We start from the raw sequence: 11,971 nt of genomic DNA on the forward strand, positions 1-11,971 counted from the left end.
CGTGACGACGCCTCATCAGCCCCATAGGCCCTGAAGGAAACATGTCATGCGCGCATTGCAACTCGTCGAAGACCGCAAGCTTGAAATCGTCGACCTGCCGGAGCCGGATGCTCCGGCTCCGGGCGAGGTGACCCTGCGCGTCAAGGCCGTTGCGCTCAACCACATCGACGTCTGGGGCTGGCGCGGCATGGCATTCGCCAAGCGCAAGATGCCGCTCGTCATCGGCGCGGAAGCTTCCGGCGTCGTCGAGGCGATCGGTCCGGGCGTCGGCAATATCCTGCCGGGCCAGCTGGCAGCCGTTTACGGCGCGCGCACCTGCGGTCTCTGCAAGCCCTGCCGTGAAGGCCGCAACAATCTTTGCGAGAACGTTTCCGGCGTCCATGGCTTCCATCTCGACGGCTTCGCCCAGGAAAAGATCAACCTGCCGGCCCGCCTGCTCGTTCCGGCCCCTCCGGGCGTGGACGCCATCGGTGCGGCCCTTGCGCCGGTTACCTTCGGCACCGTCGAGCACATGCTGTTCGACAATGCCAAGCTCCAGCCGGGCGAAACCATCCTCATCCATGCCGGCGGCTCCGGCATCGGCACGGCGGCCATCCAGCTTGCCAAGAAGATCGGCTGCACGGTCATCACCACCGTCGGCTCCGACGACAAGATCGAGCCGGCCAAGGCGCTAGGCGCTGATCACGTCATCAACTACCGCACCGACCGCTTCGAAGGCGTGGTGCGCAAACTGACCAAGAAGAAGGGCGTTGATGTCGTCTTCGAACATGTCGGCAAGGATACGTTTGCGGCATCGATGTTCTGCCTGAAGCGTGGCGGCCGGCTCGTTACCTGCGGTTCGACCTCGGGCGTCTCGACCGAAGTGAACCTGATGATGCTCTTCCAGCAGCAGCTCAAGCTCATCGGCTCTTTCGGCTGCCGGATGGAGAACATGGCGGACGCCATGCAGAAGATGGCGCGGGGTCTCGTGCATCCCGTCATCGACACGCAGGTCTCCTTCGACGATATCGACAAGGCACTTGCCCGCATGGAAGGCCGCCAGGTCTTCGGCAAGATCATCCTGAAGATGGATTGATCCTGTGCGGATGCTCGTCACCCGCATCGTGCTCGCGCTGCGCAAGTTCTATCACTGGTCCGTGGCGCAGATCGCCTTCGGTTTTCTGACCGCGCTCAAGATCTTTCCGGCCCATGCCGCGATCAACTTTGCCGATAGGCTGATGCGCTGGTTGGGCCCGAAGACCAAGCGCCACAGGCTGATGCAGGTCAACCTGCGCAACGCTTTTCCGGAGAAATCCGAGGCCGAGCGCGAGGAAATTGCGCTGGCCAGCTGGGGCCATATGGGTCGGCTTGCCGCCGAATATGTCTTCCTCGACCAACTCTTCGACTTCGATCCGGAAAAGCCGGGCGAGGGCAGGGTGGAGGTCTCGGGCGTCGAACAGTTCCTCGACCTTCGCGACAATCCGCGTCCGTTCATCGTCTTCACCGGCCATACCGCGAATTTCGAGCTGCTGCCGGTTGCGGGTGCTGCCTTCGGCCTTTTCGTCACGGTGCTGTTCCGTCCGCCGAACAATCCCTATATCGCTGAAAAAGTCTTCGAATTCCGCCGCAAGCGCATGGGCAATCTCGTGCCGTCGCATGCCGGTTCGTCCTTCGCGCTCGCCCGCCAGCTGGAGCAGGGCGGTGGCGTCGGCGTGCTGGTCGACCAGAAGTTCTGGAAGGGCGTGGAAACACAATTCTTCGGCAATCCCGTCCGCACCAATCCGCTGCTCGCCAAGCTCGCCCGGCAGTTCGACTGCGAGGTCTATCCCGCCCGCTGCATCCGCTTGCCCGGTAACCGGTTCCGGCTGGAGATCGAGCAGAAGGTCACCCTGCCGCGTAACGACAAGGGCCAGATTGACGTCAACGCGACGGCACAGATGCTGAACGACAAGGTCGAAGCCTGGGTGCGCGAGTATCCGGAGCAGTGGCTCTGGTATCACGACCGCTGGGACATCAAGCGTACGATCTGATTCGCGTCGTTCCGCGCGCCAATTTCATCTGCTGAGGCAGCCGACGAGGTATGCCTGCGCGTGCCCCGATTTTTCATCTCTCATTTCATCCGGTCACGGTGGTATTTTTTGGGCTGAGCCGCAGCCGGACACCCGCAGCAATTGAAGGTGACGCGACCTCATGTTAGGGACGCCACCATGAGTGTGACGCGCTCGTCTCTTTTGTCACACCCCAGGGATGAGGTTGCTGATGTCTTTTGGCGAATTCCGTGATTCGAATCTGCGCGCGATGTTCGAAGCGGTTTCGGTAAAAAATCTTCAGTTGCAACAGGCGATCCGCAGCGGCAATGACCAGCTTGTCCGGGTGCTCGACCGCGAAATCGATCCACTGATCTCCGCATTGATCAGCTATCGGGCTGTCGATCTCGACGACATCTATCTGCAGATGCGGCTCCTCACCAAGTTCCTGCGCGAAGACGCCGACGACCGCTCCTGCGTGCTGCGTCATGCGTCGATGCTGTCCTTGCTGGTGGAGCGCTATTTCGGGCCGAAGCGGATGCACGAGACGCCGATGCCGCAGATCAGTGAGCATCATCAGCGATATGGCGGTGACGACGAGCAGCTGAACGAGGCGATCCTCAACAATCTGCCGGAACGCGTCGCGGTCGTGACCTGCGACTATCGCTACCTCTTCGCCAATACTGCCATGGCCGGCATGCTCGGAAAGCGGCAAATCGAGTTGATCGGCCGGAGCGTCTTCGACCTCGGGCTTGCGTCTGGCAACGAAGAGGGCCTGCGCCATGCGCTGGATGCGGCGTTCGCAGGACGGTCTGGTTCGTTTGTCACGAGAATGTCGGTTTCGATGGAGGTGTGCAGCGTGCCGGGCCGTTTCAGCCCCTTGCGTGCCGCAGACGGCAGCATCAGCGGTGCCATTCTCACGCTTGGTGAACCGGAAACCGTGTTCGGAGGCGTCGCCGCCTGAAGCGGCTGAAGAACCTGTGGTCATGGCGGGCTCAAGTCTGCCTTGAGGGCAACCAAGCCCTGCCGCTTGACTGTCAGTGGTCCGTGAAGCCCTGGAGCAGATGCTCCCTTTCAAATGCGATGTGGCGCCGCATGCCTTCGAAGAAGCCGCGCAACATGTATCCGACGGCCTCCATGTTGACGCGTTCGCCGGAGCCGAGCTTCAGAAGAGCATCGGTGAGCTCCTCGGCGAAACACTCGTCCTCGCAATGCTCGAATTTCAGGCGTTCGATCGTCGACCCAAGGCGTACGGTTGCGCCCGGATTGGCCTGAAGCATGGGGAAGAGGACGGTTTCCTCGTAGTGATGGATGCCCTTGATGAGGGGGCCGAGCGCCTTGGCTGCATAGATGCATTTCTGGCGGTTGATGTTCGCCGGCAGTGAGTCTGCGATCCCTTCCAGTTCCCTGCAGAGGGCGAGTTGCTCACCATGCGCGCGGTTGAGCCAGGACAGGTCGCGCTTTCCCGAGTCGAGCAGGAGGTTGCCCGTCTGGGTGGCGCCGCTGTCGGCAGAGCCGTTCTGAATATTCGTTAGCATGTCCGTTTTCTCCAACGGGGTCTCTGCCGTATGGCACCCCGGCACTCCTAGACACGCGCAGCCGGCTTTGCGCCATGCGGTTCCGAGTCTTGGTGCCCGACGTTTCGCGAACCCGATTGCTGCCCCGAACCTCGCGAATTTTAGAGGGCGCCGCATTGACTTGGATCAAGGTGGTTTGGGTGCCCCAATGCGATTGGTGCATTCGACGCGGGAGGACTCTTCCCCAGGGCCGGGCTCCCCCTCGCGATGAGATCAGCAAGCGTTGGGGGATACCAACAATGAATTATACGTTCGAGACACTGGTGATGGCGGTCTTAGCCTTTGCCGCGCTGCTCGGGGTGGCTTTTGCCCATGACAGCCTTTTCGCGGCCCATATGTGGGTCGCCTTTTTCGTGCTCGCGGGGGGCACGATCATCATGCTGCGCCGGATGCAGTTCGCATCGACCACGGCATCCTCCTCCTCTTCCGGCCAGTCCAAGGCAAGCCAGTCGGAGTATTTCGACGAGGTGGTGCGTTACGGCGTCATCGCCACCGTGTTCTGGGGCGTGGTCGGCTTCCTTGTCGGCGTGGTCGTCGCGCTGCAGATGGCCTATCCGCAGCTCTATATCGAGCCCTGGTTCACCTTTGGCCGGCTTCGTCCCCTGCACACCTCTGCCGTCGTCTTCGCCTTTGGTGGCAATGCGCTGATCGCCACGTCGTTCTACGTCGTCCAGCGGACCTCGCGGGCGCGCCTGTTTGGCGGCAATCTCGGCTGGTTCGTCTTCTGGGGATACCAGTTCTTCATCGTCATGGCGGCGACCGGTTATCTGCTGGGCATCACCCAGGGCCGCGAATATGCTGAACCGGAATGGTATGTGGATATCTGGCTGACCGTGGTCTGGGTCGCCTATCTGATCACCTTCTTGGGCACGATCCTGAAACGCAAGGAGCCGCATATCTATGTGGCGAACTGGTTCTATCTGTCCTTCATCGTCACCATTGCGATGCTGCATATCGTCAACAACCTGGCGATGCCGGTGTCCTTCCTCGGCGTGAAGAGCTACTCCGCCTTCTCGGGGGTGCAGGATGCGCTGACCCAATGGTGGTACGGCCATAACGCCGTTGGCTTCTTCCTCACTGCCGGTTTCCTCGGCATGATGTACTACTTCGTGCCCAAGCAGGCCGGCCGGCCGGTCTATTCCTACCGCCTGTCGATCATCCACTTCTGGGCCCTGATCTTCATGTATATCTGGGCCGGTCCCCACCACCTGCATTACACGGCTCTGCCGGACTGGGCGCAGACGCTCGGCATGGTGTTCTCGATCATGCTCTGGATGCCGTCCTGGGGTGGCATGATCAATGGTCTGATGACGCTGTCTGGCGCCTGGGACAAGATCCGCACCGATCCGATCATCCGCATGATGGTCATCGCCATCGCCTTCTACGGCATGTCGACTTTCGAAGGTCCGATGATGTCGATCAAGGCGGTCAATTCGCTCAGCCACTACACAGAGTGGACCATCGGCCACGTCCATTCGGGCGCTCTCGGCTGGGTCGGCATGATCACCTTTGGCGCCATTTATTACCTGACGCCCAAGCTGTGGAATCGCGACCGCCTCTACTCGATGCGCATGGTCAACTGGCACTTCTGGCTCGCAACGCTCGGCATCGTGGTCTACGCCGCCGTGCTCTGGGTCGCCGGTATCCAACAGGGCCTGATGTGGCGCGAATACGATGCCCAGGGCTTCCTGGTCTACTCGTTCGCCGAATCGGTCGCTGCGATGCATCCCTACTACGTGCTGCGGACGATCGGCGGTGCCATGTATCTCCTGGGCGGCATCATCATGGCCTACAACGTCGCCATGACCATTCTCGGCTACGAGCGCCAGGAAGCACCGATCGCCGGAGCGATCGTGCCGGCTGCCGCTCAGCCTGCTGAATAAGAAGGAAGGCTCACATGTCCATTCTTGATAAACACGCAATCCTCGAGAAGAACGCGAGCCTTCTCTTCCTCGGTTCGCTGGTGGTCGTGACCATCGGCGGTATCGTCGAAATCGCTCCGCTCTTCTATCTCGAGAACACGATCGAAAAGGTGGAGGGCATGCGGCCCTACTCGCCGCTCGAACTCGTCGGACGCAACATCTACGTCCGTGAAGGCTGCTATGTCTGTCACAGCCAGATGATCCGGCCGTTCAAGGACGAGGTCGAGCGCTACGGCCACTACAGCCTCGCGGCGGAATCGATGTACGACCATCCGTTCCAATGGGGATCGAAGCGCACCGGGCCTGACTTGGCGCGCGTCGGCGACCGCTATTCCAACGAGTGGCACGTCCAGCATCTCGTCAATCCACGCGACGTCGTGCCGGAATCGATCATGCCTGGCTATGCCTTCCTGAAGCAAACGCCGCTCAAGATCACGAGTATCGGCATGATGCTCCAGGCCAACCGCACCGTCACCGTCCCCTATACGGACGAGATGATTGCCGAGGCCGAAGCTGATCTCAACGCACAGGCCGATCCGAACGCCGATACGACAGGCCTCATGGAACGCTATCCGAAGGCCAAGGTCGGTGATTTCGACGGCGATCCTGCCAAGCTGACAGAGATGGACGCGCTCGTCGCCTATCTGCAGATGCTCGGCACGCTGGTCGACTTCTCCACCTATGACGACGCAAGCGGCTACCGCTGAGGGGGACATCATGGAAACCTATACCACCATGCGCCAATTCGCCGACAGCTGGGCTCTGCTCGCCATGACCCTGTTTTTCGTCGGAGTCGTCCTCTTCACATTCCGCCCGGGCGGCAAGAAATCCGCCGAAGACGCGGCCAGCATCCCTCTCAAGGAGGATTGAACAATGGCAGACAAGAAACACATCGACGAGATCAGCGGCGTCGAGACCACCGGCCATGAATGGGACGGCATTCGCGAGTTGAACAATCCGATGCCGCGCTGGTGGGTCTATACCTTCTACGCGACCATCGTCTGGGCCATCGGGTACACGGTCATGTATCCCGCCTGGCCGCTTCTGACCGAGAACACCAAGGGTTTGCTCGGCTATTCCAGTCGTGCGGAAGTCGTGGCGGAATTGACCGCAGCGAAATCGGCTCAGTCCGTCTACCTCGACAAGATCGCAGCCTTGCCGCTCGACCAGATCGTCGCCGACAAGGAACTGACCCAGTTTGCCGTTGCCGGTGGCGCTGCCGCCTTCAAGGTCAACTGCTCGCCTTGCCATGGTTCGGGGGCTGCCGGCGGAGCCGGTTATCCCAACCTCAACGACGACGACTGGCTGTGGGGCGGTGATCTGGAAGCAATCCACACGTCGATTGCCCACGGAATTCGCTACGACCAGGATCCCGACACCCGGTTCTCCGAAATGCCGGCCTTTGCCGACATGCTCGAGGCCGAGCAGATCAAACAGGTCGCATCCTATGTCGTCAGCCTGACAGGCACGCCACTTGATGTCGCCATGGTCGAGCCGGGCAAGCAGCTCTATGCGGACAACTGCGCCTCCTGCCACGGTGACGACGCCAAGGGCAATCGCGACTTCGGCGCGCCGAACCTTGCGGATGCCATCTGGCTGAAAGTCGATGGCGAGGCGCAGATCGCAGCCCAGATCCGCCAGCCGCGCCATGGCGCGATGCCGGGATGGGCCGCTCGCCTCGGCGACACCACCGTCAAGCAGCTGACCGTCTACGTGCACCAGCTGGGCGGCGGCGAATAAGCTTTGCCTTGCTGCCAGACTACAGGCCGCATCTCCGGATGCGGCCTTTTTTGTTCACGCATAGGGGTGGCGCTATGTGTTGCGACGCTTCGCCGCTGCTTGACTTAAGTCAAGGCGAGCTGGTCTGCGAGATGGGACAAGGCGAGCATCAGAAGAAGGTTCTCGTCCCATGAACATACTTTCCGAGCCACACCGAGCACCGGACGCGCCAGAGGTCGAGAGACTCGATGCCGAGGCCGTGATGTCGGCCAAGAGCCGGGGTCCGCTCTATGAAGCTCGTAAGAAGATCTTTCCCAAGCGTGCCGAAGGAGTGTTCCGCCGTTTCAAGTGGATCATCATGGCGATCACGCTCGGCATTTATTACCTCACGCCTTGGCTCCGCTGGGATCGTGGCGAATTCGCGCCAGACCAGGCCGTGCTGATCGACATCGCGCATCGGCGCTTCTATTTCTTCTTCATCGAGATCTGGCCGCAGGAATTCTTTTTCGTCGCAGGCCTGCTCGTCATGGCCGGGTTCGGCCTGTTTCTCGTCACCTCGGCCGTCGGCCGTGCCTGGTGCGGCTATACCTGTCCGCAGACGGTCTGGGTCGATCTCTTCCTCGTCGTCGAGCGTTTCATCGAGGGCGACCGCAACGCCCGCATCAAGCTCGAATCGGCTCCCTGGAGCTTTGACAAGATCCGGAAGCGTGTGAGCAAACACGCGACCTGGATCCTGATCGGGGTCCTGACGGGGGGTGCCTGGATATTCTATTTCGCCGATGCGCCTTCGCTTGCCATGGATTTTCTCACCGGCAACGCTGCTCCGGTCGCCTATATCACCGTCGCCATCCTGACCGCTACCACTTACGTCTTCGGTGGCCTGATGCGCGAACAGGTCTGCATCTACATGTGCCCCTGGCCGCGTATTCAGGCCGCCATGCTCGACGAGAACTCCCTGGTCGTCACCTATAATGACTGGCGCGGCGAGCCGCGGACCCGCCATGCCAAGAAGGCGGTTGCATCAGGCGAATCGGTCGGCGATTGCGTCGACTGCAATGCCTGCGTCGCCGTCTGTCCCATGGGCATCGATATCCGCGACGGTCAGCAGCTCGAATGTATCACCTGTGCGCTTTGCATCGACGCCTGCGACGGCGTCATGGATAAGGTCGGCAAGCCGCGCGGCCTTATCGCTTATGCCACGCTCGACGAATACCAGACGAACATGGCGCTTGCGACCAATGGCGGCGCGACCGCGATCGATCCGAAGAAGGTGCGCAATGCCGATGGCAGTTTCTCCGACAAGATCCGTCATTTCGACTGGCGGGTGATCTTCCGCGCTCGCACGCTCCTCTACATGGCAGTGTGGACCGCCGTCGGCATCGGCATGCTCATCGCCCTACTCGCTCGCGACCGTCTGGAACTCAATGTCTTGCACGACCGCAATCCACAGTATGTGCTCGAATCCGACGGGTCGATCCGCAATGGCTATACGATCCGCATCCTCAACATGATCGCCGTTCCACGCGATATCGAGGTGTCCCTGGAGGGCCTGCCGGATGCGACCATGAAGATCAATGGCATCAGCCAGTCGCCCGCCCGCCTGTTCACCGTCTCGGTGGAGCCGGACGAAGCCACCACGCTGAAGGTCTTCGTCACGCTTGCCGGTGACAAGGTCACCGACGCCAACCAGGAGTTCCAGTTCGTCGCCAAGGATGCGGGCAGCGACGAGCGGGACGTGTATGATGCAGTCTTCATGGGACCGGGAGCCAGGAAATGAGCACTCAAGCCAAGAAACCCTTTACCTTCACCGGCTGGCACATGCTGGCGATCATGCTGGCCTTCTTCGGCACGATCATCACGGTTAACTTCACCATGGCCTATCTCGCGACGTCCACCTGGAGCGGTCTGGTGGTGAAGAACACCTATGTCGCCAGCCAGCAGTTCAACGGCAAGACGGCCGCCATCCGCGACATGCTGGCGACCGGCATCGCCGGCGATCTCCAGGTCGATGGCAAGGGCATGCGCTACCGTCTGACCCTGCCGGAAAACACGCCGGTCGTCGCCGACGCAGTCACTGCCCATTTCAAGCGTCCGGTCGGCACTGCCCAGGATTTCGAACTGCAGCTGACACCGGCCGGTGACGGTCTCTATCTCGCAGACAAGGCCATCCTTCCCGGCAGCTGGATCGTCGAGATGCAGGCGACCAAGGACGGCAAGATGATCATGCATGAGGCCAAACGGATTGCCGTTTCGGGAGAATGACGATGAGTTGTTGCGCAGCAGGCACTGAAGGCGCCCTCGACCTGGAGCGGGCAGGGGTCTCCCTGCCGTCGGCGGAAGAGCTAAAGCTCTGCAGCCGTGCGGTCGGGCCCGGCCTCTGGCAGGTCGACATGAGCGTGCCCGCAGTCCATTGCGGCACCTGCATTTCGACAGTAGAGGGCGTGCTGAAAGCCTTGCCGGAAGTCGAGCGGGCCCGCGTCAACCTCTCGACCAAGCGCGTTTCCGTCGTCTGGAAGGAAGCCGTCGATGGTGTGGAAACCGACCCGGTCAATCTCGCGCGCGCCATTGCCTCGACCGGCTATTCCGCCCATCTCTTCACGGCGGCCGAGGAAGCCTCGGACGCGCTGCGCAACAAGTTGATCCGGGCGGTCGCCGTCTCGGGCTTCGCCGCCACCAACATCATGCTCTTGTCCGTTTCCGTCTGGTCCGGGGCGGAAGCCTCGACTCGCGATCTCTTCCACTGGATCTCGGCGATGATCGCCGCACCGGCGCTCATCTATGCCGGTCGCTTCTTCTACGAGTCCGCCTGGAACGCGCTGAAACACGGCCGCACCAACATGGATGTGCCGATCGCGATCGGCATCACGCTCTCCTATTTCGCCTCGCTCTGGGAAACCATCCATCACGGTGAACACGCCTATTTCGACGCGACGGCGTCGCTGCTTTTCTTCCTGCTGATCGGGCGCACGCTCGACCACATTATGCGGGACAGGGCGCGCTCGGCGATCAGCGGGCTCGCCCGCCTCAATCCGCGCGGTGCCATGGTGCTAGGGATCGACGGATCGCGTGAATATCGCGCCGTCGATGAAATCCGCGTCGGTGACCAGGTGGTCATAGCCGCTGGCGACCGTATCCCGGTTGATGGCCTCGTCGTCTCCGGCGAGAGTGATCTCGACATGTCGATCGTCAACGGCGAAAGCGCGCCGGTTTCGGTCCGGCCGGGTTCAGAAGTCCAGGCCGGCACGCTCAGCCTCACGGGCTCGCTTACCGTGCGCGCGACTGCCACGGCTCGGAATTCGTTCCTCTCCGAAATCATCCACCTCATGGAAGCTGCCGAAGGGGGCAGGGCGCGTTATCGCCGGATTGCCGACCGTGCGGCCCAATATTATTCGCCGGCCGTGCACTTGCTGGCCATCACCGCCTTCATCGGTTGGGGCCTCTATGATGGCGACTGGAAACACGCGATGATGGTCGCGATCGCCGTTCTCATCATCACCTGCCCCTGTGCACTCGGCCTTGCTGTGCCGGTCGTCCAGGTCGTCGCCGCTGGCCGCCTGTTCAAGGCGGGCGTCATGGTCAAGGACGGATCTGCCATGGAGCGTCTCGCCGAGATCGAGGCCGTCGCCTTCGACAAGACCGGCACGCTGACGCTTGGGCGTCCGCGTCTTGTCGATGCAGCCAAGATCGAACCGGTCGGCTTTGCCGTCGCCGCCGGCCTCGCCGCTCACTCCCGTCACCCGCTGTCTCGGGCACTCTGGGCCGCCTATGGCGGCCAGCCGCGCGGTTTCGACACCGTTCGCGAAGTCCCGGGTGCCGGTGTCGAGGCGGAAACGGAGGAGGGCGTCTGGCGCCTCGGCAATCGTCGCTTCGCCTGCGTGGCTGATACCGTTGTTGCGAGTGACAAGCCCTATTCCGAAGTCGTCCTCTCGCTCGACGGCTTTGAACGCGCCACCTTCCTGTTCGAGGATATGCTGCGGCCCCGTGCCCGCTCCTCGATCGAGGCTCTGAAACAGGCCGGCCTCGATCTCGGCATCCTCTCGGGTGACCGCGCGCCCGTCGTCGCCAAGCTCGCCGCCGATCTGGGCATCGATAATTGGAGCGCGGGTCTCACGCCGCGCGAGAAGGCGGAATCCTGCGCAGAAGCATCTGCCCGTGGCCGCCGCGTGCTGATGGTCGGCGACGGCATCAATGACGCCCCGGCGCTCTCGTCAGCGCATGTCTCGATGGCACCCGCCACCGCCGCCGATGTCGGCCGCCAGGCCGCAGACTTTGTCTTCATGCGCGACGGGCTCGAAGCCGTGCCGTTTGCGATCGAGGCTTCGCGTCGTGCCGGTCGGCTGATCCGCGAAAACTTCGTGCTCGCCATCGGCTACAACGTGATTGCCGTTCCGATTGCGCTCCTCGGTTATGCCACGCCGCTGATCGCGGCTGTTGCCATGTCGACCTCGTCGATCATTGTTGTCGCCAATGCGCTGCGCCTCAACCGGCTTGCGCTGGACGAGAATGCACTGGCGAGGAAGAGTGCCGTGACGGTCCCGGCAGGTGCCCCTGACAATGCGAGGATCGCCGCATGAACATGCTGATCTACCTCATCCCGATTGCGCTCTTCCTCGGCGGTCTCGGCCTGTTCGCCTTCCTCTGGTCGCTGAAAAGCGGGCAGTACGAGGACCTCGACGGTGCCGCCTGGCGGGTCATTTCGGAGAGCGACGACAAGCCCGACGCTTGATACAGCGTTTACCGAACGGTC

The 11,971-nt window shown here is 61.8% G+C and carries 12 protein-coding genes; 11 read left to right on the top strand and 1 reads right to left on the bottom strand.

The window, feature by feature from the left end:
* Positions 1–46 precede the first annotated feature (46 nt).
* The 3 genes from E9677_RS22020 (at position 47) to E9677_RS22030 (ending at position 2,970) form a co-directional block, all read left to right on the top strand.
* The gene (locus tag E9677_RS22020; RefSeq protein ID WP_136560206.1) at positions 47–1,075 is read left to right on the top strand and encodes a zinc-binding dehydrogenase; all 1,029 of its coding nucleotides are present in this window, start codon (positions 47–49) and stop codon (positions 1,073–1,075) included.
* Between the two features lie 10 nt (positions 1,076–1,085).
* Positions 1,086–2,009 (top strand): lipid A biosynthesis lauroyl acyltransferase, encoded by a 924-nt coding sequence (locus E9677_RS22025; RefSeq protein ID WP_408014771.1) that lies wholly within the window; start codon positions 1,086–1,088, stop codon positions 2,007–2,009.
* Positions 2,010–2,238: 229 nt separating this feature from the next.
* Positions 2,239–2,970, top strand: coding sequence for a PAS domain-containing protein (locus E9677_RS22030; protein WP_136560208.1), 732 nt, complete (start codon positions 2,239–2,241; stop codon positions 2,968–2,970).
* Between the two features lie 73 nt (positions 2,971–3,043).
* Here the strand turns inward: E9677_RS22030 and E9677_RS22035 are convergent, their stop codons facing one another.
* Complete coding sequence (locus tag E9677_RS22035; RefSeq protein WP_136560209.1) at positions 3,044–3,544, bottom strand: hemerythrin domain-containing protein; 501 nt, start codon at positions 3,542–3,544, stop codon at positions 3,044–3,046.
* A 278-nt stretch (positions 3,545–3,822) separates the two neighbouring features.
* On the opposite strand from E9677_RS22035, the gene ccoN reads away from it, so the two are divergent.
* The 8 genes from ccoN (at position 3,823) to ccoS (ending at position 11,950) form a co-directional block, all read left to right on the top strand.
* Positions 3,823–5,466 carry a cytochrome-c oxidase, cbb3-type subunit I gene (gene ccoN / locus E9677_RS22040; RefSeq protein ID WP_136560210.1) on the top strand — a complete coding sequence of 548 codons (1,644 nt, stop codon included), beginning with the start codon at positions 3,823–3,825 and terminating at the stop codon, positions 5,464–5,466.
* A 14-nt stretch (positions 5,467–5,480) separates the two neighbouring features.
* Positions 5,481–6,212, top strand: a complete 732-nt coding sequence (gene ccoO / locus E9677_RS22045) for a cytochrome-c oxidase, cbb3-type subunit II (protein ID WP_136560211.1) — start codon at positions 5,481–5,483, stop codon at positions 6,210–6,212.
* A gap of 10 nt (positions 6,213–6,222) precedes the next feature.
* Entirely contained in the window at positions 6,223–6,375 is a 153-nt protein-coding gene (locus E9677_RS22050) for a cbb3-type cytochrome c oxidase subunit 3 (RefSeq protein ID WP_136560212.1), read from the top strand.
* Between the two features lie 3 nt (positions 6,376–6,378).
* On the top strand, positions 6,379–7,245 hold the full coding sequence (gene ccoP, locus E9677_RS22055) for a cytochrome-c oxidase, cbb3-type subunit III (RefSeq protein ID WP_136560213.1): 867 nt from the start codon (positions 6,379–6,381) through the stop codon (positions 7,243–7,245).
* 169 nt (positions 7,246–7,414) lie between these two features.
* Positions 7,415–9,001, top strand: coding sequence for a cytochrome c oxidase accessory protein CcoG (gene ccoG, locus E9677_RS22060; protein ID WP_136560214.1), 1,587 nt, complete (start codon positions 7,415–7,417; stop codon positions 8,999–9,001).
* Positions 8,998–9,486, top strand: coding sequence for a FixH family protein (locus E9677_RS22065; RefSeq protein WP_136560215.1), 489 nt, complete (start codon positions 8,998–9,000; stop codon positions 9,484–9,486). Before ccoG ends, E9677_RS22065 begins: the two co-directional genes overlap by 4 nt.
* A gap of 2 nt (positions 9,487–9,488) precedes the next feature.
* Positions 9,489–11,798, top strand: coding sequence for a cation-translocating P-type ATPase (locus tag E9677_RS22070; RefSeq protein ID WP_136560216.1), 2,310 nt, complete (start codon positions 9,489–9,491; stop codon positions 11,796–11,798).
* Positions 11,795–11,950 carry a cbb3-type cytochrome oxidase assembly protein CcoS gene (ccoS, locus tag E9677_RS22075; protein ID WP_136560217.1) on the top strand — a complete coding sequence of 52 codons (156 nt, stop codon included), beginning with the start codon at positions 11,795–11,797 and terminating at the stop codon, positions 11,948–11,950. Before E9677_RS22070 ends, ccoS begins: the two co-directional genes overlap by 4 nt.
* Positions 11,951–11,971 lie beyond the last annotated feature (21 nt).

The organism is Peteryoungia rhizophila, from assembly GCF_004912145.1.
GTDB lineage: Bacteria > Pseudomonadota > Alphaproteobacteria > Rhizobiales > Rhizobiaceae > Allorhizobium > Allorhizobium rhizophilum.

Coding starts and splice junctions, on each gene's coding strand:
- E9677_RS22020 (WP_136560206.1), top strand. CDS start 47: ATGCGCGCATTGCAACTCGTCGAAGACCGCAAGCTTGAAATCGTCGAC.
- E9677_RS22025 (WP_408014771.1), top strand. CDS start 1,086: ATGCTCGTCACCCGCATCGTGCTCGCGCTGCGCAAGTTCTATCACTGG.
- E9677_RS22030 (WP_136560208.1), top strand. CDS start 2,239: ATGTCTTTTGGCGAATTCCGTGATTCGAATCTGCGCGCGATGTTCGAA.
- E9677_RS22035 (WP_136560209.1), bottom strand. CDS start 3,544: ATGCTAACGAATATTCAGAACGGCTCTGCCGACAGCGGCGCCACCCAG.
- ccoN (WP_136560210.1), top strand. CDS start 3,823: ATGAATTATACGTTCGAGACACTGGTGATGGCGGTCTTAGCCTTTGCC.
- ccoO (WP_136560211.1), top strand. CDS start 5,481: ATGTCCATTCTTGATAAACACGCAATCCTCGAGAAGAACGCGAGCCTT.
- E9677_RS22050 (WP_136560212.1), top strand. CDS start 6,223: ATGGAAACCTATACCACCATGCGCCAATTCGCCGACAGCTGGGCTCTG.
- ccoP (WP_136560213.1), top strand. CDS start 6,379: ATGGCAGACAAGAAACACATCGACGAGATCAGCGGCGTCGAGACCACC.
- ccoG (WP_136560214.1), top strand. CDS start 7,415: ATGAACATACTTTCCGAGCCACACCGAGCACCGGACGCGCCAGAGGTC.
- E9677_RS22065 (WP_136560215.1), top strand. CDS start 8,998: ATGAGCACTCAAGCCAAGAAACCCTTTACCTTCACCGGCTGGCACATG.
- E9677_RS22070 (WP_136560216.1), top strand. CDS start 9,489: ATGAGTTGTTGCGCAGCAGGCACTGAAGGCGCCCTCGACCTGGAGCGG.
- ccoS (WP_136560217.1), top strand. CDS start 11,795: ATGAACATGCTGATCTACCTCATCCCGATTGCGCTCTTCCTCGGCGGT.